Source organism: Legionella israelensis (genome assembly GCF_004571175.1).
GTDB classification, from domain to species: domain Bacteria; phylum Pseudomonadota; class Gammaproteobacteria; order Legionellales; family Legionellaceae; genus Legionella_D; species Legionella_D israelensis.
In genome coordinates this window covers 1056994-1080638 of sequence record NZ_CP038273.1, presented here as the reverse complement: position 1 = coordinate 1080638, position 23645 = coordinate 1056994, and the positions used below count along the sequence as shown (strand labels likewise).

Sequence of the window (23645 nt, the reverse complement as noted above, 5' to 3'; positions counted from 1 at the left end):
CAGGATTGAGAAATCGTGCTGACTTGGTTTAAGATTCGAAACTTATCAGCAAACTTGTTGAACGTATGAAGGAGCGATCATGAGACGAGCACTGCAAATGGCAATACTGGCAACAGGTATTGTATGTTCATCTGCCGTTATTGCCCAAGATGCCATGGAAAAAAACTTTGAACAATTGCAAAGTCAGATACAGCAGGTAAAAAAAGATACACAAACTCAGCTTGACCAGCTTAAAAGCTCACTTGAAGGTCAGATACAACAGCTTGAAAAGCAATTGGAACAATTTGGCACGGTCAATAAACAACTAATAGAAACATTGAAAACTGATCTGGAAACGCAAATCAAGCAGGTTCAACAGGCCAGTGAAAAAGAAATTTCTGAATTAAAGGCACAGTTTGATAAGGCTATGTCACAGAAAAAGACAGCGAACTAAGGGCAGTTGGTTTTTATACCATTTTGGCCGGATCCATCCGTATTCAGTGTATTCACTGTATGCCATGCTGTGCTCAAAAATCAAAAGACTTCGACGTAAGCCAGAAATACTAACAGAGCTTTGTGTTTAGTTCGCATGCTCTCACAAATTATTGTTCAAAATAAAGCCAAGAAAGTTTCCTCGCATTTAAGTTTTTCTTAAGTTTTTTTGTATAAAATTAGCCTGATATTTTAATAAAGAAAACAGAATGTTAAAAAAACCGCTTGTCTGCATCTGTTATTTTCTTATGAGGTTCAGTTTAAAATCAGAAAGAATATGCCGATTGACCAACCTCGAAAACCGTATTTATGGATAGCCAGTCTCTATTTTTTTCAATCCATGCCTTTTGTGGTGGTGACCCTCATCGCTGCCTTGATGTATCAGCAGTATGGGATGGATAACGCGCATTCTGTTCTTTTAATCAGTTTACTGGCTTTGCCCTGGACCATTAAACCCCTTGTTGCTCCTTTTCTGGAGACAATATTCACCAAAAAAAAATTAACGGTATTAGCCCAGGTTTTGCTTTCCTTCTTATTCCTTATGCTTGCTTTAACAGTGCAGCATCGTTATTTTTTAAGCTTGAGTATCATTGGATTGGCCTGTATGGCCCTGGTTTCATCCATGCATGATATTGTTTCTGATGGCGTTTATTTACTCAATTTGGATGAGCAACATCAAAAGCGCTATGTGCCGTTGCGCACAGTATTTTATCAAGCTGGTCGCCTGGCATTAAAAGGGGGAGTACTTGTATTGGTAGGGCGCCTGGCTTTTTCTTATGCTCTAAACCCCTGGCAGTTGTTCTTTTTTATTTTATTTTTAATGAGCGCGTTTTTGACATGTTATCATCTGGCGATGATTCCAGAGCGGGAAAATAGCCGCCTTTTTCGAGAAAACCGTTATTTTTCCATTATCAATACCCTCATATCTAATCGTAAACTCTATCCTGCTTTGCTTTTTATTTTTTTGTTCAACGCCTCCGAAGCTCAAATGCAGAAAATGGTTCCGTTGTTTTTGCTTGATAAAAGCGGTCTTAATCTGGGGTTGGTGGGAGTAGGAAGTATTTACGGATTGGCTGGAAATTTTTCCTTGCTGGTTGGTATTTATATTTCCGGTTTTTTAATGAGGTATTTTTCCATTGCACGCTGTTTGAAAATATTGGTGGTAGTGTTGTTGCTGGGTCATGCCTTGTTTTTTATATTAGCAACGGCCAGAGCCGATTTAACTCTCATCATTTTGAGTGTCGTTATAAGCCAGCTGGCGGCGGGTCTTGCCAATGGCGCTTTTATGGGGTATCTACTGTCTGTTGCTAATAAAAGCAATTATCCTATGTCGGCTTATACGCTCTGTACGGCCATTATGGCCCTAGGATATGTGGTTTTTGGTGCCTTGAGCGGTTTTGTACAGGAGTGTTTAGGCTATAAGCATTTCTTTTTCTATATCTTTATGGTCAATTTCTTTCTCGTGGCTTTAACTTTTCGTGTAGTGAGAAAACATGTTTGATTTATTGGAACAGTTTGAGCATCAGTTAGCCTGCGCCAAAAGTACAAAAGATTGTGACGAGGCATTAAGCCATTATCTAGAACTAAAAGGCGTCAAAACCTTTTCCTTTACTTATTATGCTTATCACCCCAACTCTGCCAATCGATTGAAATATGATATGTGTTCTGGCAATTTCAAGATTTGGCATCAGCATTATTTGGAAGAACAATACCATAACATTGATAGTACGTTGACCTTTGTTTATGATAATCATTTGCCGATATATTGGAATTTAAGGCAGCAACTTGCACAGGCAAGCAATGCAGCGGAACGTCAGATGCGGGAAGATTCAATTGCCTTTGGCGCCGATTCCGGTCTCTCCATCCCCATTCATGGACCTCATAATAATTTCGCTATTCTCTTACTGGTGCAAATGAAAAACGAACAGTGTCATTTTCAGTTGCCCTCTGTCCAGTATGAATTTTTTGTCGCGGCACACCATTACTATCACTACCTGCAATCTCATCTTCTTGAGGAGACAGAATCGCAAAAATTCTTTAATTTAACACAGAGAGAAATTCAGTGCCTGACTTTGATTGCTCGCGATTATTCTGTAAAGCAGATGGCACAACATCTGGAATTAAGTGAAAGAACCGTTAATTTCCATATTCAGAAATTGAATAGAAAACTGGGTACAAAGAACAAGTATCAATCTCTCGCCAAAGCCATTGAGCTTCAATTACTGACGCTCTGACCCCTGTCAAAAACAACAGTGGCTGATGCATTTCCACTAAACATAAAATGACGTTTTTTCTATGTTTAGTGAGGAAAAGAGTATGATGAAGCCACTGAAAAAAATCGGTCTGGCAGCAATGGCGTCGCTGTTACCCTTAAGCGCAACTCAGGCAGCTTTGACACTTTATACCACAAGCTGGTCCATGTATGGCAAACATCCTTATGAATATGATGGTGCTTATAAAAATGGCCGGCCATACGGTCAGTTAAAATACGTCAATAACCCGGACATGGTTGCTCAATTCAACCAGGCTGATGTTGTTGCCTGGAGTTTCCTGCAAGTCTGGAACAGCAAAGATCCAAGTCAGGCTGAGTATCAAATTCCTTCCTCCTGGGATGGCTTGATGCACTTTGATGATCTATGGGGAGAACTTCCTCTTGAAGGTTCCTGGATATCTCCGTTACCGCCGGAAACGAAGGATTTCTTAACCTTTTGCGGAGCAAATGAAGGGGCCTGTAGTTCCATCCAGATAAACGGTAATACAGGGGTAAAAGAATTATTCCATTATACGGATCAAAAAGGAGTGGGACAATTAAACAGTTTTGGTGCATTTATTCATTCTAATAAATATAAAGCCAAACGTATCATTGCTGTAGGGGGGGCCAATACGGTTGAAAATAAAGGCATCAGCACATCAACTTTTGATGCTATTTTTGCTAATCAGGATAAATTTTTGAATCAGTTTAAGCAGTGGATGAATCATTTTAAAAACCTGAAAGGCATTGATTATGATTTCGAGCCGCCCATTGATTTACAGACCGGTGGACAATTGCCGCCTGATGAAAGAACCGTCAGCGATTACAGGCATTTGTATGCGTTGGTAAAGGCCAGCCGCAACACCTTAGGGAAAGAGGCTTATATTTCAGTGACGATAACGGTTAATAAGGACTATCTGGAAAAAATCAATCAATCCGTTGAAGGGGGCTGGTTTAAGCAGATTGCTCCTTTCGTTGATAGTGTGAATTTAATGACTTATGATCTGCATGGACCATGGAGCAAAAGCAGTGATCCCTACACCTCAATTCACGCCTATTTGAAACAGCCTGAGTCCAGTCGCAAGGATGAATTTGCCATCAATTATGCCACTGACAGCATCACTGAGCAGGTGTTATCCTATGGTGTTCCTAAAGAAAAGCTTCAGGTTGGTATAGCTGCTTATGGTCGAGGTTATTCAGGGGTAGATGCTGGGAATGATGCTAATTATCCGGGTTTTGAGCAGCCCTGGGCTGGTCCCAGTCATTTTTCCGATGATTATTCAAATCAAAACGGCATGTTGCCTTATAAATCCGTCGACAGTCTTATTAACGCACTTCATTATAAAAGCTATTCAGTTACTGTTCCCGACGAGAGTGGATATTCCCTGATAAGCGGCGCTTATTTGTATCATCCCACAGAAAAGCAATTTATCGGCTATCAATCTCCTGAAGTAGTTAAAGCGGTCTGCGAATTCATCAAGCAGAAACAACTGAAGGGTGCTATTATGTGGAGTGCCGATACGGATTTACCGGTATCAAATCCCCACAGTTTAGTCGCAGCTTACCGAAGCGGGTGTCAATGAATTGCCGACGAAAGTCGGCCTTTTATATCTTAAAACTCATGTTACGCGGCACAGTATTTTTTAAAAGATTTGGACGCATTTTGGAATTTTAAAGCGCAGTTAAATAAGCATTTGAAATTCCAAAATGCGTCCAAAGAGGCAAAAAAACGAAGCTGCGTAACATGAGTTAAAAACTAAGTGAATAGCGCTTTTTTGCTAATTCAATGTTTATATTTACCGTTTATAGGTGATTCAATGAGTTTTAAAAATATCATTATAAGCAAATACATGGCGGGTTTTGCAATTTTTTGTCTATCAAACATTGGTTTGGCAGACCGACTGCCCTTTTGTTCTACTCATCAAATTCCACAGCAAAAAATCATTGCCTATTTGGGGGCGGATTCAACATGGTCTTTACAAGCAAGTGATCTTGGCAAGCTCTCTGAGCAACTAAGGCAAGTCACGCTGGTGAATTATTCTTTTGCTCCTTTGGTGAAGAAGAAAGGGGGAAATACGGTTTTAAGTCTCAGTGAACAAGATATTAAAAACATTGCGCTTTTACGTCAGATAAAACCGGATTTACCCATCATGCTTGCCGTTGGCGGTTGGGGAGAGCGGGAAGGTTTTCGTTTTTTTCTAACAGACAGCAGAAAAAGAGCGATTTTTATTCAATCGGTAAAGCAATTACTGCAACAATATCAATTGGATGGAATAGACATTGACTGGGAAAATGAGCTACTGGCAAGCAAGGATGAAATAGCGGCTGTGGCTACACTGTTGAACGAGCTGCACGAGCGTCTAGGAAAAGAAGGATATTGTGTGAGTAATGCTGTGCCCGCAACAAGTGCCTATTGGACAAATTATCCTGATGCAGTGCTTTGGCAGAAGGCCGTAAACTGGACCACGGTTATGGCTTATGACCATTATGGAACGTTTGGACCAAGAACGGAACTTGGTGCTTCCCTTTATGAGAAAGATGAGAAAAAAATCTCCGATTATCCTTATCCCAGCACCTCAGGTCATCAAGCCGTGAGCCATTACACTGAGCAAGGACTGCCGGCTGGGAAAGTCGTATTGGGTGTTCCGTTTTATTGTCACTCTTACTACATCAAGAACAACCGTATTGATCAAAACGCCGAAGCGCCTGGCCTCCACGTGAGAGTACTTGACCCTAATATCAGCAGTCAGGTCAGTTATGATAAAGCCTATCACCAATACGGTGAACAGTTGTTTGCTTATTCTTTTACTCCAAGAGAAGGTCATTTATCATCCTATGGCGTCATTCCTTTGGAAACAACAGATATTAGTCGCTTTATGAGTTGCGACAGTCCACTATCCCTTAGAGATAAGATTGAATATGTTAAAGGAGATAACCCTCTTTCTGGTGAAAAAGGAGTAAATATCCCATTAGGCGGAGTATCATTCTGGAGTCTGCAACAGGATCTGCCTCTGTCTCATTCCAGATCATTATTGCGTGCCATTGTGGAAGGTTTGAAACGATAGCAATGTATTTTGATGTCGGCTTGATATTCAAGCCGACTTTACCGGACTTATTTTGAATAAACTTCTCTCCACCAGTTGCTTTCTGTGTCGGCAACCCAGTCGGCTTGACGTAATTTGGCAACAAATTTTTCTGTTTGTTCAGGAGAAGAATGATCCTTATCCAGTTTGATGCACCAATCCCACTCACCGGAAGTAGACCAGATTTCCTTAACGCCAGGCCATTTGGATACGTTATCCGTATCTGTCCAGTCTTTTTGTGTTTTTAGAAAAATAACGCTGTTCCATGTAGCCATATCAGTATCTCCTTATTATTATAGATAATCGAGCCATTAATTTTCTGGCTGGATATTTAGCATAGAACATTAATGACCGTACCGCTATACATTAAAAAAATTTTTTGTATTCCTTCGTTCGCACCAAATAACCTTCTTTGAAGCGATAAGCGGTTAAAGTAAAACGGCTGTATTCTAATAAAAAGTCCAACCTAACGAGGCTGAGCCAATATAATTTATCCATATCATTACCCATAAGTATGTCCAAAAGCGCGTGTAAATACTTCACGCGCTTTAATATATTCATAAAGGGTTCGTAAACCTTTCCACATCACAATAGGACCGGGCTCACCGTCATGCTTTCGTCCGAGAAAACCTCCTAATTGGGCAATCATTCTCAGAGTATCTTTCAGGGTTGGGGGTTCATTTGGAGGGGGTTTTTCATAGATCATAACATAGGCGGTTTGCCATTCTATGGGCTCAAATAGACATTCACTGCTTAATGATGGGGAAGCACGACCAACCATGGTCATGAACAAAATACGCCAAGCAACAATAAGATACAGAGCGAGGCAAGGGTCAAATCGTTGCTTGTTGCTTAACTGCAATTTTTCAATAGCGCATCCGCTTTTCAATACCTTGAAAAAAATTTCGATCTGCCAGCGACATAAGTACCATTGAATTACTTGTAACGCTGCTTCCAAGTTGGATATAGGTACACTGGTTAAAAGTGTCCACTCGATTGCTTTCTCTCCAGGCGGTGGGTTTGTCTCTGTGGCAATGATTGTTGTTATTTTAACGGGGGTAAAACCTTCTTTTGCTTTATCCCGAGGAGGGAGCAAAGTCACTTCTTTTGCATAAATATCTTGTGCTACTTCTCGTTTTTTTCTATTTCCAAATGAGGACGTAGTAAATGTTATTTTTCCAATACTGGAAGAGGCTTTTACGCTTGTTTTTAATTTATTGCGTTTTTTAGGTTGATTCTCATCCAAAATAGAACGATCGAATGTTGCTCTAATCACCCAATCGGCAGTTCCTTTAGCGAAAGCTGTATTCGCTTCATGATAGATATCATAAATATCACCTTCTCTATCAGCAATATAAACAAATTGAGTATCGGGCATTGCCTTAGCAAGTTTTGTGGCTTTTTTATAACCTCTGACCCACCGGTAACTTTCCTTGTCTTTTATTGCTTTTGAATCACGTTCAGCTCTTCGTTCTTCTGAGCTTCGATGCGTAAATTTTTCCCGTGACCACTGTTCATAGTCAACTACTCCTAAACATTCGCGGTTGGGCGTTACCGCAAGAGTGGGATGAAGAAAAAGACCCCGCACGTTATCTTGTTGAATAGGGCCAATATCTTCACGTTCTTTTTGACCGCTATAGTTAAGCGTTGTTGTGTCTTGAAGCAATAAGATAATCGGATGTTCTTTAATTCGCTTAAGGGTGGCTATGCGATGAGGTTTTATAATTTTTTTTGCGGTAACCGTATTATTCTCAAAAAATCGATAGGCTGCTTTGGTTTCCGACCAACCTTTACAACTTTCAGGTATACTTGATGTTGGTTTATCACTAAACCTTTTTAATAACTCTTTTGCTCGTTTATTTAAACGTTGATCGCCGATATTCACGGAACCATACTCATGGTCGATCCAATCCATGGATAATACTGCCTTTAAAAAGGCAGCATTATCTCAAAAGTAAGGAAAAATTAATATAGCATTACTTATGGGTAACGATATGAATTTATCCTGTTCTGTTCACCGTTTAAACGCTGAAACAAGGGTAAGGAAATACCGGTCTGAAACATTAATCTTTCTGTTGAAAACATCAATGAAGGAGTGATAAAAATGATATTTCCTCCGGAATCTGGATCATAGCTTCCGGCAATCTTATCTTTACCGACATATTCTCCATTTACTTCCAGTAACCCAAACAGGATATACTCCTTTGTTTTGCTCTTGATGTTTCGACCTATACCAAATTGATAATAATACCTTGAACCCAGGTGTCTGTTCTGTTTAGGGGCTATCCATGTCATGCCAGGAGATGCGAACGAATACCAGTTAATATCGGTGCGACTATAAGTGGCACCTATAAAATAGCTGGATGAACCATAACCTGTCTCAGGATTCTTATCATAAGAGCCTGTAGGCAGATTTACTCCCCCCACAACAGTGGCTTCTTCCATATATTTTGATGTTGAATGATTATAAAAAGCATATTCAGCCTGAAAATTTATATCAGAGAGACCTGAAGAATGTGCTGAGCCACTTCTGTAGTTCACCGCCACTGGAAGCGTCAATACAGTCACCAATGAATCATTAAGGGGGTAGAGAAAAATCAGATCAGTTTTAAAAAAATGCTCATTAACCGCTTTTTGATAATCTGGCTCAAAAAAAAATTGCCTTTGATTTTTATCAATATTGTTTTGGCCAAAGGAAACAAATGGGCCGGGTTGCTGAGACACTGGTAATGCAAAATTGCCTATGGGGGGAGGTTCTGATGGGGTTGTTTGAGAACTGGAGGTTTTTCCTGAGATTGACTTTGCCATCAATAAAAAGAAAAATAAACCCAGTGCTAAATACCGCATCAAAAAAGATCTCATGTAGTTATTAACCAATCTTATCATAATAGATGATAGATAATAGATATTTTCAAGTATGTATACGCAAATCTCTGTCAGCATCCTATAAACAAGGGAATAAAAAATTTGCCATAACCTTCAAGCAAAGACTATAGTTATTATCAGGACTTTCGAAAGAGACCAAGGCCGTTGAGGTTGGGGTTTTTTCGTAAGTGTGAACCATAAAAAATACTGTTTACCAGCCAGGGATAAAGGCCATGAATACTCCTGAAAAAAATTTTCTTAAGGCAAGAATGCCGAAAAGAGAGATTTCCCCCTCTGAGGAGTGCGAAGAGTGCATACCTTTGGTGGACATAGAGAAAATACAGAATTTTTTCGACTTCACGGATAAATTTTTTCAGGCCAATCTGGCTAAATTAACGGCTGGAATCAGTCCTGCGGCAGTTCAAATGGATTTTTTTTCCTGGCTTGCTCAGTTAGCTCAATCACCAGGCCATTTATTGGAGCTTGCCAGCTTTCCTGTCATACATTTCAGTGATTGTGTAAATAAACTTGTATGTGAGGAGGAGCTTGGAGAAATCAAGGATGATGTCCGCTTCCATTCCGAGAGCTGGCAATACATGCCCTGGCGCCTGTGGGCAGAAGGATTTTTGCAGGTTGAAAATTGGTGGCATCTTGCCACGACGCATGTTCAGGGAGTGCCAAGTCATGCTGAGCGCAGCGTTTCCTTTTTTGCCCGTCAATTTCTTGATGCTTTATCCCCTTCTAATTTTGTATTGACCAATCCGGATTTGTTTTATGAAACACTTCGCTCTGGGGGCTATAATCTTGTTCGAGGTACGGAGCTTGCCATCGAACATACGCTCAGACGTTTTACGGGCGCACCTCCTCCAGGCGCAGACAAGTTCATTCCCGGCAAACATGTAGCCATTACTCCAGGACGGATTGTATTTAAAAATCATCTTATTGAACTTATTCAATATGAGCCACAGACTAAAACCGTTTATAAGGAGCCGATACTGATTATTCCTGCCTGGATTATGAAATATTATATTCTTGACTTGTCACCGGACAATTCTTTAGTGAAGTGGCTGGTCAAAAAAGGACATACAGTATTTATGATTTCCTGGCGCAATCCCACCAGCGAGGATCGTGATATGGGAATGGACGAATATTATCGTCTAGGAGCGATGGCTGCGATAGACAAGATATCAGAGATTTTCCCTAAAGAAAAAATAAATTTAATGGGATATTGTCTTGGGGGTACCCTGGCCATGATAACAGCGTCTGCCATGGCAAGTAATAATGACGATCGCCTGAACTCACTGACTCTTTTGGCTGCTCAAGCGGATTTCACCGAAGCCGGGGAATTGATGATATTTATCAGTGAAAGTGAAGTTTCATTTCTTAAAAACATGATGTGGGCTCAAGGTTATCTGGACACTAAACAAATGGCCGGTGCTTTCCAGGTTCTTCGTCCCTATGATCTCATATGGTCTAAAATGGTTCAGGATTACATGCATGGCAGACGTCGTGGTATGATTGATTTATTGGCCTGGAACGCTGATACGACGCGCATGCCTTATAAAATGCATAGCGAATATCTGGAAAAACTTTTTCTCAATAATGATTTTGCTAAAGGACGATTTACCATCGAAGACCAGCATGTGGTTGCTGAAAACATTCAAATGCCGACTTTTGCCGTCAGTACGGAGAAAGACCACGTGGCGCCCTGGCAGTCCGTTTACAAAATACATCTAATGATTAATGGCGATATCACTTTTTTATTAACCAACGGCGGCCATAATGCCGGTATTGTCAGTGAGCCTGGCCATAAAGGCAGATATTACCGTATTTATGAGCGTAAAAAAGGTCAAAGCTACATCAATCCACAGATGTGGCTGGATGTGGCCGAAAAACATGATGGCTCCTGGTGGTATAGCTTACACAACTGGTTGGTCGACCATTCACCTTCCAAACGAGTGTCGGCCCCCTCGCTTGACTCATCTCTGCCTGCTGCTCCAGGTGAGTATGTTATGCAGAAGTAAGTTCAACTTTTTACTGAAAATTGAGTAAATTTGAGCTGTAAACGCCGCATTTACTCATGTGTAAACTTGTCGGTTGAAAGATGTTTTAAAAACCATTCTCTGGCTAATCTCGCTACTTCATCCAAGGTTCCAGGTTCTTCAAAAAGATGCGTGGCGCCAGGAACAATTTCCAGAGAAACAGGACACGTCATTTCAGACTTAGCCGCTTTATTCATTTCAATGACTGTCTCATCCTGGCCACCTACAATCAATAATGTCGGTGCTTTTACTTTTGGCAAAGATTCTCCTGCCAAATCAGGGCGTCCACCACGAGAAACCACTGCTTTTATGGTATCTGTTTCTTTTGCTGCAGCTACCAAGGCTGCGCCGCCACCGGTGCTTGAGCCAAAATATCCTATGCTTAAAGGCTGCTGTGAAAATTCCTTAAGGCACCATTGTGTCGTATCCACTAAACGAGAAGCAAGGAAAGGAATATCAAAACGAAATTCACGGGTATAGATGTCAATGTCTTCTTCCTGTGGTGTTAATAAATCAAATAACAAGGTTGCCAGATTACCCTCATTCAGCACCTTCGCTACGTGTTGATTTCGTTTACTGAGTCGACTACTGCCACTGCCGTGAACAAAAAGAACCATGCCTTTGGCCTCTTTAGGTATATATAAACTTCCCGCCAATTCAGCATCGCCAGTTGGAATATGAATGGAATGTCCCGTATCAGGTTTATAGTTTGGCATAGTGCATCCTTATTGTAGGTTGATTTCCATAATTTGCCGATAACTCATGAGTTGATAAGCTCAATCCTATGAAAAATTTTATACTGTCTTCAATTTTAGTCTATTTATTCACTCATGCTGCCAGGCTTCATTTTTTTGTATCTTATTTCAATTTCAAGTGCTTGAGAGAGCCAATAAAAAAAGGATTTATATTTTATTTACTTGCTAACTGAAATAATGGCATCCATAATTTTCTATGGATGAAGTTTCAGTGGTTATTGTCTTTTCTGATATTAAGGATAAGGAGAAGAAAAATGGGTAGTTTGATAAAATCCGGACGTTCAACCTCTGGCATAATGAATCCTTTTGCCACCTTACAACATGAAATGAATAAAGTTATGGATGATTTTTATGATTTGTTTGAAACCGGTAAGCCTAAACTGGAATCTTTTGATAATCTCAGACTTTCACCTCCTGTTGACGTGGTGGAAGATGACAAGAGCTATAAGCTTGAAGTCGAAATGCCTGGTATGGGCGAAGAAGATATCCAGGTTTCCGTTGACGGTCATGTTCTGACCATCGAGGGTGAGAAATCAACATCGAAAAAAGACGAAAAGAAAAATTATATCAGCCGTGAAATCAGTTATGGTCGATATGTCCGCAGTATAACTTTACCGGAATCTGCTGACTTGGATAAGGCTTCAGCCTCATTTAAAAAAGGCATGTTATGGGTTGAAATTCCCAAGAAAGCAGGCAGTCAAAGCAAAAAACGAAAAATTGATATTAAAAAGGCCAAATAAAACTTGTTACTTTTGGCTCGACTTTGAAAAATACGAATCCCCGTGGCTTGACCACGGGTCCATAAAAAGGCCAATCCTGTTACAGCCAGCAAAAAATGGGTGCACGGAACTTGAATATCCAATGATAATTTCAAATAAATAATTTAACCGAACCAGGAACATATCCCTGATAAGATTTGTTTTTTTGGCTTGGCTTAAATCAAGGATGATTGGAATGAAGCGCAAAAAAAATATTTTTGTTATGGGGCTTGATGACTTCAATCTGAAGTTGATGAAGGATGTTTCTCGAGAAGAAAAATATGAATTTCACGGGCTGCTTGATATAAAGGAAATTTTAGACGGTCCTTATTTTGATGTGCCGGCGCTGTTACATAAAGCAAAAGCGCAATTACAGCATTTTTCCGGCTCCATTGATGCAATTGTAGGGTACTGGGACTTCCCGGCGATTTTACTCATGCCTATTTTAAGGCGTGAATTTGCTTTAAAAGGCCCCACCTTGGAGTCGGTATTAAAATGTGAGCATAAATACTGGAGTCGACTGGAACAGCAAAAAGTCGTGCCACAATGTATTCCTCAATTTATTCTGGCGGATCCTAACGATGAAAACGCCATGTCTCGATTTGATTTTCCTCTGCCTTTCTGGATTAAACCTGTAAAAGCACATTCTTCGATGTTTGGGTTTCGTGTGAACAGTGAAGATGAATTTTATTACAGTCGAAAACAAATCTGCGCAGGAATCGGGCAATTTTCTGACCCCCTTAATACCATCATGAATTATGCTTGTCTGCCGGAATATATTAAGGGTGTTCATGGCAGACATTGTCTTGTAGAAGAAATTATTTCAGCAAAACATCAATGTACTCTGGAGGGTTACGTTTTTGACCGTCAAGTGGAAATCTATGGTGTGGTGGATTCTATACGCGGTGAAAATCAGTCGAGCTTTGAACGTTATGAATACCCATCCCGGCTTCCGAAGACAATCCAGGAACGAATGAAAAGAATTGCACGTTTAGCCATCATACAAACTGGCCTGCAATATTCGCCATTTAATATCGAGTTTTTCTATGACCCAGACAGCGGACGTATTTCGCTTTTGGAAATTAATGCCAGAATTTCCAAGTCCCACAGCCCTCTCTTTCAAAAAGTAGATGGAGTAGCGCACAATGAAATTATGATTGACGTTGCACTGGGAAAACACCCTTCTTTTCCCTTCAGGCAGGGGCGATTTAAATTTGCTGCAAAATTTATGCCGCGACTTTATGGAAATGTTGGTGATACCAACATCGTAAAAGTTCCTGATGCACAGAAAATACGTGAGATCGAACGCCACTATCCTGGTACGGAAATTCATGTACATGTAAAAGAAGGCATGAGGCTTTCAGAGTTATATCAACAAGACAGTTACAGTTATCAGCTGGCGACCATTTTTATGGGAGCAGACGATCATAATACACTCTTGCAGCAATATCAGGAATGCTTACAGGCTCTTGATATTCAATGGAGAAGCCCTTATGAAACATCATCTTAAAACGGTAAGGACATTTCCTCATGAGGTCAAATGTATTGAAAACATCTGGATTCCTCTGCGTGACGGAGCGCGTCTTGCTGCGCGCTTATGGATACCGGAAAATGTCGAAAAGAAACCGGTCCCTGCCATTGTAGAATATATACCTTATCGCAAACGTGATTTCACCCGATTTCGAGATACCTTAATGCATCCTTATTTTGCCGGACATGGTTATGCCTGTCTTCGTGTTGATTTGCGTGGTGCGGGTGATTCCGAAGGTGTTCTTAAGGATGAGTATCTTGAGCAGGAACTTACCGATGGCCTTGATATCCTGGATTGGCTTGGCAGACAGAATTGGTGTACCGGTGAAGCAGGTATTATCGGGATTTCCTGGGGTGGATTTAATGGCCTGCAGATTGCTGCTTTAAAGCCGCCACAATTAAAGGCCATTATCAGCCTATGTTCCACGGATGATCGTTATGCTGATGATATTCACCATATGGGTGGTTGTTTACTGGGAGACAACTTGTCCTGGGCATCCGTAATGTTTTCCTATAACTCCTTACCTCCGGACCCGAAGATCGTTGGAGACCGCTGGCGAGATATGTGGCTTCGTCGACTTAATCATAATCATCCATGGATAGAGCAGTGGTTACGTCACCAGCGAAGAGATGACTATTGGAAGCATGGCTCTGTATGCGAAAATTATTCGGCTATCAAAATACCCGTGTATGCCATCAGTGGCTGGGCTGACGGTTATTCCAATGCGGTTTTTCGTATGCTTGAGCATCTTGATGTTCCGCGTAAAGGGTTGATAGGGCCATGGAGCCATAAATATCCTCATCTGGGTGTGCCCGGACCTGCTATTGGTTTTTTGCAAGAAGCTCTGCGCTGGTGGGATAAATGGCTTAAAGGCATTGAGACAGGCATCATGAATGAGCCGATGTTGCGGGTATGGATGCAAAGCAGTGTACATCCCATGCCTCACTACGAGCGGCGTCCTGGCCGTTGGGTTGCTGAACCTTCCTGGCCATCGCCTAATATAAAGCGACTTCGACTGCCTTTAGGCGCACGGAGAATTGCCAAAGAAGGAGAGACGGTTGAGGAAAAAAAATACTTTATTCAATCCCCTCTGACCTTAGGATTATTCGCCGGTAAATGGTGTTCTTATGCCGCTGGCCCGGATATGGCTTATGATCAGAGAGAAGAGGATGGCGGCGCTATGGTTTTTGACAGTGATCCGCTGGATGAATCGCTAGAAATTTTAGGTGCTCCTAGGGCAATTCTTGAGTTATCTTCAGATAAACCCATTGCAATGATAGCTGTGAGAATTTCGGATATATCCCTGGACAGCAAAGCGACACGGGTAACCTATGGACTCTTAAATTTAACTCATCGAGACAGCAGTGAGCGACCCGAGCCATTGGAGCCAGGTCGTCGATATCTTGTGGAAATTAAATTAAATAATATTGCCCAGGTGTTTCCTGAAAAACACCGCATTCGAATAGCCATTTCCTCTTCATACTGGCCACTGGCCTGGCCACCACCGGAATCAGCACGATTAACCTTATATACAGGAAAAAGTGCGCTTATTTTACCTGTTCGTCCCAGACGATATGAAGATAAGGAATTAGCTTTATTTGGTAGCCCCGAAGCAGCACCGGCTACTCCACACGAAATGATTGAGCCAGGGAACCATAACTGGCTTGTGCATCGAGATTTGGCCTGCGATAAATCCATACTTGAGGTGATCAATGACAATGGCTTAATTTATATTAAAGATATCGATCTGAAAATCAGTAATAAAGCTCTGGAATGGTATACTTCACAGGCCGATGATTTTTCTTCCATTCGCGGTGAGACGCAATTGACACGCAGTTTAAGTCGTGGGGACTGGCAAGTAAAAACCGTAACTCATACCGTACTTACTTCCAACGCCACTGATTTTTGTATTACAGCCGATCTGGATGCTTACGAAAATGAAAAAAGAATATACTGCAAAAGCTGGCATAAGAAAATTAAACGTGATTTTGTATGATCCGAGATTTCACCGCGCAGCATGAGTTAAATATAAGTTTCTGTTCCAACAAGGCCGTTTTTTAAATTTGCTGGAAGGGCCACGTGAATACGCTTAGGAGGCGCAAGATTTAGGTTTTCCATCATATGGATATATTCTTCTTTACATTTAACCTGAAGTCTTGGGTTTGTTTTGAGTTCTTTTCCAATGGTACTGACTTTATTTCCTTTATAATCATGGCCAGGGTACACCAGCGTATGTTCTGGCAGTTTCAATATACCATTGAACAGGCTGTCATATTGCTGGCTGGCAGAGCCGTTTTGAAAGTCGGTTCGCCCTGTGCCGCCTATAAACAAGGTGTCGCCGGTAAATAAGACTTTATTCATTAGAAAACAATAGGAATCATCGGTGTGGCCTGGAGTGTATATGGCTTTTAGCTTAAGATCACCAAATTTCAATTCATCCTGATCCTTGAATTTCATCCTGATGTGTTCCGCTTTGGTTTCTCTTCCCATCATGGAGATGCAGCGAGTGGTTTCAGTTAAAGAACCACTGGCGGTAATATGATCGGCATGTAGATGAGAATCTATAGATGCTACAAGATGAAGTTGATATTTATTTATCAACGCAATGTAGCGTTCAACATGATTTAAAACCGGATCAATAAGAACAGCGTGTTTGCTATATTCAGAACCTATTAAATAGGTATAGGTGCATGACTCCTCATCAAAAAGTTGCTTGAATATCATTAAAAAAATCCTGTTTTTGATCCGACAATATGTCAGGTTGATATCAAAAAATAAGATTTTAATGAAAATTGTTTATTTTTAACAGTATTTTGATGCCATTTTTATTGCTAACGATACAGTCCTATTAATTCTGTTTTTACAAGAATGTGGTTTTCCATAGCGTTCAGCAGATCTTCTTTTCTGGCATTTTCATCTAACTTTAATACGGTATCCAAGGCGTACAGCTTAAAAAAATAGCGATGTCTGCCTGATGGGGGGCAAGGGCCGCCGTATTCAGAGTTACCCCAACTGTTTTTGCCCGTAATTGCTCCATTCGGTATCTGAGTTTTTTCTGTCAATTGATGGGTATTTGCAGGAATATTGAACAATAGCCAATGTACCCAGGTACCGTTGGGTGCATCAGGATCATCGACAATTAAAGCATACGATTTTGTTTCCGCTGGGGCTCCTTTCCAGGTTAATGGCGGTGAATCATTCGCACCGTCGCAAGTATACTGTTGAGGAATGGTAGTGTTCGGGTTAAAAGCAGAACTTTCAATTGTTAAATTCATGGCAAAGCTCCTTATGCTCATTGTCCAGATCAAAAAAATGAAGATGAATTTGTTCCTCATTAAAACTCCTTTTTTAGAGTTTATATTCCATTTTTCTCTATTTTCTCTATAGGCAGGGAAGTGATCCTATTGATGAATTTAAAATATAGCATACTGAGGATGATTTACTGTGCGATAAAATTCTGTCTTATTGCAGCAATAGGCTGAGCTATAGCTAAAAATCAGGTTCATTTGGCCAGGATTGCAGAAAAGCCTGGAGAACCAATGCATGATTGTGCTCAGGATCTTTAGCCGCATACAGCAGGGTAATTTTTGATTTTTCTGCTTTTTCCAAAATATCTTTTATTAATTCTTTTTTATCCTTTAACTCCTGTATGTAGCGCTGCCTGAATTCCGTCCATTTATCGGGATCATGATTAAACCATTTTCTAAGCGATGAACTGGGGGCTATGTCTTTCATCCATTCGTCGATATCAAGTTCCTCTTTCTTGATTCCTCGAGGCCAAAGCCTATCGATAAGTATCCATTTGCCTTTTTTATGCTCTGGAAGTTCATACACTCTTCGGATGGATACGTCAGGATGGTGCATGAGTAAACTCCTTTTGTTTTTTTATATTAACTAATTCACAGGTTAGGCGAGAAGAAAATCAAGAAACCATCGTTTTTTTCTTCCACAAATAAAATATAGCAGGAATCACAAACAGGGTAAGAAAGGTTGCACTTATCATACCGCCTATCATGGGTGCGGCGATTCTGCGCATGATTTCTGAGCCAGTTCCACTGCCTATCATGATGGGAATGAGACCAATGACGGTAGAGCACACTGTCATGATGATGGGTCTCACGCGCATAAGTGCTCCATTGATGACAGCTTTGCGGATATCTTCTTTTTTTAACTTTTTTTGTTGCTGTTGAATGTCTTTTAAGGCATGATTGAGATAAACCAGCATGACTACGCCTATCTCTACGGCAATACCAGCCAGCCCGATCATACCTACAGCAACAGCAATGGATAAGTGATAGCCGAGAAGATAAAGAAACCAGATGCTGCCAATCAAGGCTAAAGGAAGTGTTCCTATCACCAGAAGCACCTCTGATAACCGGCGAAAATGAATGTAGAGCAACAGCAGAATGATAAACAGCGTTAATGGCGCGACGTATATCAGTCTTTCCTTGGCACGTTCCATGTATTCAAATTGTCCTGACCAATTCAGGCTGTAACCAGTGGGAAGTTTTAATGTTTGATCGATGATTTTTTGTGCCTTCAAAACGTAATCACCAATATCACTTGTGTTTAAATCCACCAGAACCCAGCCCGTTAAACGGGCATTTTCACTCTTAATGACCGGTGGTCCATCAAGCACTGAAATTTCAGCGACATCACCTAAGGTGATTTGAGGTCCCTCTAAAGTGGTAATGGGCAATGTTCTTAGTTTGTTTACTGAATTACGCCATATTTGCGGGTAGCGCAAGTTAATGGGATAGCGTTCACGTCCTTCAATCGATTCGGAAATGTTCATTCCGCCAATGGCGCTGCTTACCATTTGTTGAATATCCATAATATTCAGTCCATAGCGGGCAGCCGCGCTTCGGTTGATATCTATATTGATGTATCGACCACCTACGACACGATCAGCATATACCGAGGCTGTGCCTGGAATATTTTTCAGAATATCTTCAAGTTGTTTTCCCAGACGTTGAATGGTGCTTAAATCTGCACCAGAAATTTTAATACCTACAGGTGTTTTAATGCCCGTGGCCAGCATATCAATACGGCCTTTAATAGGCATGACCCAGGCATTGGTCAGACCAGGTAAATGGACGATTTCATTCATTTCCCGTTTCAATTTTTCCGATGTCATGCCTTGGCGCCATTGATTTTTGGGTTTGAATTGAATAATGGTTTCTATCATGTTTAAAGGAGCGGGATCAGTTGCCGTCTGTGCTCGACCGAGTTTGCCAAAAACGGTCTCAACCTCAGGTATTTTTTTGATAAGTTTATCGGTTTGTTGCAGAACCTGCCTTCCATTGCCTATGGATATTCCGGGTAGACTCGAAGGCATGTACATCCAGTCACCTTCATCGAGCTCAGGCATAAATTCAGAGCCTAGGTGTTGCCATGGATACAAGGTGAAAAGAAATAGCAACAGCAAAATGAGCAATACAGTTCTGGGAAAACGAAGGGTAAAAAAAAGCAAGGGACGATAAAGAGCAATCAAGAGACGATTTAGCGGATTTTTTTGTTCGGGGGTGAGCTTACCGCGGATTAAATACCCCATCAGAACAGGCACCAAAGTAATTGATACAATGGAAGCAGCTGCCATGGCATAGGTTTTGGTAAAAGCAAGCGGAGCGAACATTCGTCCTTCCTGAGCCTGTAAGCTGAATACAGGTATAAAGCTTAAGGTAATGATGAGCAGAGAAAAGAACAATGCTGGCCCCACTTCCAAAGAAGATGTTTTAATGATTGTCCAGCGATTTTCTTCAGTAACGTTGTTCTTTTCCAGATGTTTATGCGTGTTTTCAATCATAACAATAGCTGCATCAACCATAACGCCAATCGCAATGGCAATACCGCCAAGTGACATGATGTTGGCATTTATCCCTTGCAATCGCATAATGATAAAAGCCAAAAGAATACTAAATGGCAGGGTCAGAACAATAATGAGAGAGGAACGAAAATGGTAAAGAAACAGGAAGCATATCACAATGACTGCAATGGTTTCCTCAATGAGCTTTGATTTTAAAGTGTTCACGGCTCGGGTGATTAACGATGAGCGATCATAAGTGGTAACAATGTTTACGCCTTTAGGCAGGCTTTTAGCCAGTTGATTTAATTTTTCCTGAACCGCATCAATCACTTCACGAGCATTCTCTCCCGTGCGCATGACTACAATGCCACCTACCACTTCGCCTTGGCCGTTTAATTCCGCCACTCCTCTTCGAAGTTGCGGACCAAGACGAATATCGGCCACATTATTTAACACGATAGGAATACCTTTTTGATTAACGCCCAGTGGAATATGTTTGAAGTCGGAAAGAGAATCCAGGTAACCTTTGGCTCGGACCATGTATTCTGCCTCGCTCATTTCAATCACTGAGCCGCCCACTTCCTGATTGGCGTTTTGAATGGCTTGTCTGACTTGATTTAAGGTCAGGTTATAAGAACGTAACTTATCAGGGTCAATAATAACCTGATACTGTTTGACCATTCCACCAACCGTAGCTACTTCAGAAACACCCGGGACGGTTTGTAATTCATATTTTAAAAACCAGTTTTGCAAACTGGTCAATTCACTTAAATTATGATGTCCAGTTTTATCAATCAGGGCATACTCGAAAACCCAGCCGACACCGGTTGCATCCGGACCCAATTGCGGTTTTGCCTGAGGAGGGAGTTGGCCTGCGACCTGATTTAAGTATTCCAGAACACGCGAGCGGGCCCAGTATAAATCGGTACCGTCTTTAAAAAGAACATAAATGTAGGAATCACCAAAAAAGGAATAGCCTCGTACTGTTGTTGCTCCGGGAACGGCGAGCATGGCGGTTGCCAGAGGATAAGTGACCTGCTGCTCTACCACTTGTGGAGCTTGGCCAGGATAGGAGGTTTTAATGATCACCTGAACATCAGATAAATCAGGTATGGCATCGACGGGGGTCTGAATGACAGCAAATACGCCCACAATAAATAATAAAAGGCTTAAAAGAATCACCAAAAAACGGTTTGCAATAGACCATTGAATCAGTCCTTTAATCATGTAGGCTCCGGTCATTCTTATTTTTAACAGGCCTTATTTTGGTCAAGGTGTAATGATAAGGCTTGTCTTCAGATAATTGAAAATCAATCTCCTGACCTACATGATAAGCTGACAGGTCTATGGTCTTGGCAACCGGTAATTCCATGACCATTTCAGGCATTCCCAGTGCTTTTATAGGCGAATGCTGCAAAATGATCCTGTTTTTTTGTGGAACAATGGCTAAAATCTTTCCTCGATTGTATGTTGTTGGTATTTTATTTCTGTCAGGTGTTAATTCTTTTTTAGCTGGGTCCAACCGCCTGAACGCAGCTTTTAAACTGGACTCGGAGTCAATAAGAAACTGGCCTGAAACGACGACTTTATCCCCTTCTGACAAGCCACTTAAGATTGCCAGTTTTCCATTGGACTCAATACCTGTTGTAACTACTTGAGGTTTGAAACGTCCTTCACCAAGGGCGATGATCACGTGTGAGCCTTCTTCCGTTCGGATGACGGCTGATGTCGGTACGGTCAAGGTCTTTTTTTTCTCAGGGACAAAAATCCTGACGGTCGCATACATATTGGGTTTCAGGGTCAAGTCAGGATTTGGAAACTGCAGCCTGACCCCCAGAGTGTGGGTCATTTTATCCAGTTTAGGATAAATATAAATGACTTCACCTTGCCACTCTTTGCCTGGTAACCCAGGAAAAGAAGCAATGGCTGTTTGATGCAGTTTCACCCAGTCTGATTGCTTTTCATAAACTTCCACTCTTACCCATATACTGGACAGATCCTCGATAACCATGAGCTCCTTATCGGGTGTAATATACATTCCATCACGTATGTTCAGTTTTGATAAAATGCCGCCTGTTTTGTCAAAAACAGCGACTTGTTGTTTTATTTTTCGCGTCTTCTTAAGCTCGTCAATTTGTTGATCATTTAAACCAAGGGTCAATAGTTTTTTTTGACTGGCCTCAATCAATGCCTTATTTTTACTGTCTAAAGCCAGGATAAATTCCTGTTGGGCATTGATAAGTTTGGGGGAGTATATTTCAAAGAGCTTTTGATCTTTTTTTACCGGGTCACCGGCTGCTGTAACCTGTAGATTGCGAATCCAGCCATCAATATAGGAATGTACATTTTCGATATTATCTTCATTAACAACCACATAACCTACGGTATTGATGCTTTGTGATAAGCTTTGCTTTCTCACTTTAGCAGTCACTACGCCAAGATTATCGACGACTCGTGGAGAAATTTTTATCGACTGTTGATCCGTAGTGGGTTTTTCATCCTCATAAACAGGAATCAAATCCATACCCATGGGCGATTTCCCAGGCTTATCCCGGCGATAAGAGGGATCCATCGGCGCTACCCAGTATTTGATTTTTCTTTCTTTTTTGGACTCTATTGGCACGCTTTTCAGATAATGGCCTGGGATAAAATAACCGAGCGCAATACCGAAAATAAAAACGACAATAATTGTAATAAGTCCTTTATGTTTCATGCTCTACTGACCCTGTAGGTATAAAAGATTAATCTGTGCCTGGCTTTGATTTATCTCTTCTTTTAATGCGCTTAATTGCAGATTCAACAAATAAATATGACTTTGGGCCACATTGATATAATCCGATTGATTGTTTTGATAAGCAATCAGTGTGGAGCTGGCATATTGTTTTGCTTCAGGTAATAATTTGTTTTTATAGAGCATAAGTTTTTTTTCTGATTTTTGATAGTCAATCCAGTTTTTTGTCAGCTGCTTGTAGAGCTCCTTATAACTTGCATGATGTTTTTCTATCAGCGCACAAAGCTCTTTATGAGTTGCGAGAAGTTTCTTATCTTGTCGGCTTTCAGGAAAGAGAGGCACCGAGAGAGTCAGGACACCTGTTAAAAAATCAGGCCTTTTTCTGCCCGTTATGTTTTCTCTTCCCTGACGGAAACCATAAGCCAGACCGGCGTTGAATCCAGGAAGATAATCCTGCCGACTGAGCTGGATTTTATCTCTAGCCGCTGCAATGTCTGCGCGTTCCGCCTTAAGAATGGGGTGGCAGGCTAATTTTTCCTGCAGGCGGTCTTTGCTTTCAGGTTGTCCCTTTGTAGCCAGAGATGCAGCATTTAAGCGTCGTGTTGCTTCTTTTCCTATCCATCGTGCAAGCTCTGCCTGAGTAGTTTCGATAGATTGCTGTGCATCGATCAGACGTTCATCGACCTGGCTGAGTTGCAGTTGGGCATTTAACACATCTTTTTGCGGTACTTTATTATTGGCAAACAGTGAACGAGTCACTTTTTCAAGCTGTTTAAAAGTTCTTCGTTGTTTTTGCAAAATTTGCAGGCTTTTTTGCCAGAAATATAAAAGATTCCATTGTTCTCTTAAGGTTTTTAAGATCATGGTTTTTTGCAGTTCCTGTTGAAATTTCGCTGCCAGGGACTGATTGTGCAAATTGAGATATTGATATTTTAAGCTATGGCCTTTAGGGAAAGCCTGCTGAATGCCCAGTTGAATTTGAGTCATGGCTTCCTGTGAGAGACTAAAGCTATTGACAGGCAGGTTAAGGGCCGCAATATTTAAGGAAGGGTCTGGAAGTTGGCCTGCAGCAATGGCCTGGGCTTCGAGGGCTTGATGCTTGTTTTCATATTGCCGCAACTCATCAGCCCGCTGCAAAGCCAATTGCTCAGCTTCATGTAATCCTAAAGCAGAGGAGGTTAGGGAAAAGATTATAAGCAGGCTTGCCAGCAGGATTTTGCTCATCATGAGACCGACTAAAGTTAAAAGTCATATTTTATAGTTTCAACTCGTCGAGTTGAGGTTATTTATAATAACAGAAGAAGACATAAAAGGTAATTCAGAGGATAGAGCAGGGGTAGCAGTTCGGCTCT

At 41.2% G+C, this 23645-nt stretch carries 19 protein-coding genes; 9 read left to right on the top strand and 10 right to left on the bottom strand.

Annotated features, from left to right (window positions below; translation table 11 throughout):
* Window positions 1-79 precede the first annotated feature (79 nt).
* The 5 genes from E4T55_RS04740 to E4T55_RS04720 all read left to right on the top strand — a co-directional run bounded on the left by E4T55_RS04740 (window position 80) and on the right by E4T55_RS04720 (window position 5787).
* Complete coding sequence (locus E4T55_RS04740) at window positions 80-433, top strand: hypothetical protein (protein WP_058500488.1); 354 nt, start codon at window positions 80-82, stop codon at window positions 431-433.
* 315 nt (window positions 434-748) lie between these two features.
* Window positions 749-1972 carry an MFS transporter gene (locus tag E4T55_RS04735; RefSeq protein ID WP_058500489.1) on the top strand — a complete coding sequence of 408 codons (1224 nt, stop codon included), beginning with the start codon at window positions 749-751 and terminating at the stop codon, window positions 1970-1972.
* A complete protein-coding gene (locus tag E4T55_RS04730; RefSeq protein WP_058500490.1) occupies window positions 1965-2705 on the top strand; it encodes a helix-turn-helix transcriptional regulator in 741 nt (246 codons plus the stop codon). Before E4T55_RS04735 ends, E4T55_RS04730 begins: the two co-directional genes overlap by 8 nt.
* Window positions 2706-2787: 82 nt before the next feature.
* The gene (locus E4T55_RS04725; RefSeq protein ID WP_223168266.1) at window positions 2788-4305 is read left to right on the top strand and encodes a glycosyl hydrolase family 18 protein; all 1518 of its coding nucleotides are present in this window, start codon (window positions 2788-2790) and stop codon (window positions 4303-4305) included.
* A 234-nt stretch (window positions 4306-4539) separates the two neighbouring features.
* Window positions 4540-5787 (top strand): glycoside hydrolase family 18 protein, encoded by a 1248-nt coding sequence (locus E4T55_RS04720; protein WP_058500491.1) that lies wholly within the window; start codon window positions 4540-4542, stop codon window positions 5785-5787.
* 47 nt (window positions 5788-5834) lie between these two features.
* Here the strand turns inward: E4T55_RS04720 and E4T55_RS04715 are convergent, their stop codons facing one another.
* The 3 genes from E4T55_RS04715 to E4T55_RS04705 all read right to left on the bottom strand — a co-directional run bounded on the left by E4T55_RS04715 (window position 5835) and on the right by E4T55_RS04705 (window position 8652).
* On the bottom strand, window positions 5835-6080 hold the full coding sequence (locus E4T55_RS04715) for a hypothetical protein (RefSeq protein WP_058500492.1): 246 nt from the start codon (window positions 6078-6080) through the stop codon (window positions 5835-5837).
* Between the two features lie 227 nt (window positions 6081-6307).
* A complete protein-coding gene (locus tag E4T55_RS04710; RefSeq protein ID WP_058500493.1) occupies window positions 6308-7720 on the bottom strand; it encodes an IS4 family transposase in 1413 nt (470 codons plus the stop codon).
* 65 nt (window positions 7721-7785) lie between these two features.
* Complete coding sequence (locus tag E4T55_RS04705) at window positions 7786-8652, bottom strand: transporter (protein WP_223168327.1); 867 nt, start codon at window positions 8650-8652, stop codon at window positions 7786-7788.
* A gap of 251 nt (window positions 8653-8903) precedes the next feature.
* On the opposite strand from E4T55_RS04705, the gene E4T55_RS04700 reads away from it, so the two are divergent.
* Window positions 8904-10694: a PHA/PHB synthase family protein gene (locus E4T55_RS04700; protein ID WP_058501015.1), complete on the top strand. Its 1791-nt coding sequence runs from the start codon at window positions 8904-8906 to the stop codon at window positions 10692-10694.
* A gap of 50 nt (window positions 10695-10744) precedes the next feature.
* Here E4T55_RS04700 and E4T55_RS04695 read toward each other — a convergent pair whose 3' ends face one another.
* On the bottom strand, window positions 10745-11428 hold the full coding sequence (locus tag E4T55_RS04695; RefSeq protein WP_058501014.1) for a dienelactone hydrolase family protein: 684 nt from the start codon (window positions 11426-11428) through the stop codon (window positions 10745-10747).
* A gap of 293 nt (window positions 11429-11721) precedes the next feature.
* Here E4T55_RS04695 and E4T55_RS04690 point away from each other — a divergent pair, with 293 nt between their 5' ends.
* The 3 genes from E4T55_RS04690 to E4T55_RS04680 all read left to right on the top strand — a co-directional run bounded on the left by E4T55_RS04690 (window position 11722) and on the right by E4T55_RS04680 (window position 15752).
* Window positions 11722-12207: an Hsp20/alpha crystallin family protein gene (locus tag E4T55_RS04690; protein WP_058501013.1), complete on the top strand. Its 486-nt coding sequence runs from the start codon at window positions 11722-11724 to the stop codon at window positions 12205-12207.
* 214 nt (window positions 12208-12421) lie between these two features.
* Complete coding sequence (locus E4T55_RS04685; protein WP_058501012.1) at window positions 12422-13735, top strand: ATP-grasp domain-containing protein; 1314 nt, start codon at window positions 12422-12424, stop codon at window positions 13733-13735.
* Window positions 13719-15752 (top strand): CocE/NonD family hydrolase, encoded by a 2034-nt coding sequence (locus E4T55_RS04680; RefSeq protein WP_058501011.1) that lies wholly within the window; start codon window positions 13719-13721, stop codon window positions 15750-15752. Before E4T55_RS04685 ends, E4T55_RS04680 begins: the two co-directional genes overlap by 17 nt.
* Before the next feature lie 26 nt (window positions 15753-15778).
* Here the strand turns inward: E4T55_RS04680 and E4T55_RS04675 are convergent, their stop codons facing one another.
* The 6 genes from E4T55_RS04675 to E4T55_RS04650 form a co-directional block, all read right to left on the bottom strand.
* On the bottom strand, window positions 15779-16480 hold the full coding sequence (locus E4T55_RS04675) for an MBL fold metallo-hydrolase (RefSeq protein WP_058501010.1): 702 nt from the start codon (window positions 16478-16480) through the stop codon (window positions 15779-15781).
* Window positions 16481-16587: 107 nt separating this feature from the next.
* On the bottom strand, window positions 16588-17031 hold the full coding sequence (locus E4T55_RS04670) for a YbhB/YbcL family Raf kinase inhibitor-like protein (protein ID WP_058501009.1): 444 nt from the start codon (window positions 17029-17031) through the stop codon (window positions 16588-16590).
* A gap of 214 nt (window positions 17032-17245) precedes the next feature.
* A complete protein-coding gene (locus tag E4T55_RS04665) occupies window positions 17246-17620 on the bottom strand; it encodes a DUF488 domain-containing protein (protein ID WP_058501008.1) in 375 nt (124 codons plus the stop codon).
* Between the two features lie 58 nt (window positions 17621-17678).
* Window positions 17679-20789, bottom strand: coding sequence for an efflux RND transporter permease subunit (locus E4T55_RS04660; RefSeq protein WP_058501007.1), 3111 nt, complete (start codon window positions 20787-20789; stop codon window positions 17679-17681).
* A complete protein-coding gene (locus E4T55_RS04655) occupies window positions 20782-22275 on the bottom strand; it encodes an efflux RND transporter periplasmic adaptor subunit (protein ID WP_058501006.1) in 1494 nt (497 codons plus the stop codon). Before E4T55_RS04655 ends, E4T55_RS04660 begins: the two co-directional genes overlap by 8 nt.
* Window positions 22276-22278: 3 nt before the next feature.
* Window positions 22279-23520: a TolC family protein gene (locus E4T55_RS04650; protein ID WP_082636476.1), complete on the bottom strand. Its 1242-nt coding sequence runs from the start codon at window positions 23518-23520 to the stop codon at window positions 22279-22281.
* Window positions 23521-23645 lie beyond the last annotated feature (125 nt).

Coding starts and splice junctions, on each gene's coding strand:
- E4T55_RS04740 (WP_058500488.1), top strand. CDS start 80: ATGAGACGAGCACTGCAAATGGCAATACTGGCAACAGGTATTGTATGT.
- E4T55_RS04735 (WP_058500489.1), top strand. CDS start 749: ATGCCGATTGACCAACCTCGAAAACCGTATTTATGGATAGCCAGTCTC.
- E4T55_RS04730 (WP_058500490.1), top strand. CDS start 1,965: ATGTTTGATTTATTGGAACAGTTTGAGCATCAGTTAGCCTGCGCCAAA.
- E4T55_RS04725 (WP_223168266.1), top strand. CDS start 2,788: ATGATGAAGCCACTGAAAAAAATCGGTCTGGCAGCAATGGCGTCGCTG.
- E4T55_RS04720 (WP_058500491.1), top strand. CDS start 4,540: ATGAGTTTTAAAAATATCATTATAAGCAAATACATGGCGGGTTTTGCA.
- E4T55_RS04715 (WP_058500492.1), bottom strand. CDS start 6,080: ATGGCTACATGGAACAGCGTTATTTTTCTAAAAACACAAAAAGACTGG.
- E4T55_RS04710 (WP_058500493.1), bottom strand. CDS start 7,720: ATGGATTGGATCGACCATGAGTATGGTTCCGTGAATATCGGCGATCAA.
- E4T55_RS04705 (WP_223168327.1), bottom strand. CDS start 8,652: ATGCGGTATTTAGCACTGGGTTTATTTTTCTTTTTATTGATGGCAAAG.
- E4T55_RS04700 (WP_058501015.1), top strand. CDS start 8,904: ATGAATACTCCTGAAAAAAATTTTCTTAAGGCAAGAATGCCGAAAAGA.
- E4T55_RS04695 (WP_058501014.1), bottom strand. CDS start 11,428: ATGCCAAACTATAAACCTGATACGGGACATTCCATTCATATTCCAACT.
- E4T55_RS04690 (WP_058501013.1), top strand. CDS start 11,722: ATGGGTAGTTTGATAAAATCCGGACGTTCAACCTCTGGCATAATGAAT.
- E4T55_RS04685 (WP_058501012.1), top strand. CDS start 12,422: ATGAAGCGCAAAAAAAATATTTTTGTTATGGGGCTTGATGACTTCAAT.
- E4T55_RS04680 (WP_058501011.1), top strand. CDS start 13,719: ATGAAACATCATCTTAAAACGGTAAGGACATTTCCTCATGAGGTCAAA.
- E4T55_RS04675 (WP_058501010.1), bottom strand. CDS start 16,480: ATGATATTCAAGCAACTTTTTGATGAGGAGTCATGCACCTATACCTAT.
- E4T55_RS04670 (WP_058501009.1), bottom strand. CDS start 17,031: ATGAATTTAACAATTGAAAGTTCTGCTTTTAACCCGAACACTACCATT.
- E4T55_RS04665 (WP_058501008.1), bottom strand. CDS start 17,620: ATGCACCATCCTGACGTATCCATCCGAAGAGTGTATGAACTTCCAGAG.
- E4T55_RS04660 (WP_058501007.1), bottom strand. CDS start 20,789: ATGATTAAAGGACTGATTCAATGGTCTATTGCAAACCGTTTTTTGGTG.
- E4T55_RS04655 (WP_058501006.1), bottom strand. CDS start 22,275: ATGAAACATAAAGGACTTATTACAATTATTGTCGTTTTTATTTTCGGT.
- E4T55_RS04650 (WP_082636476.1), bottom strand. CDS start 23,520: ATGATGAGCAAAATCCTGCTGGCAAGCCTGCTTATAATCTTTTCCCTA.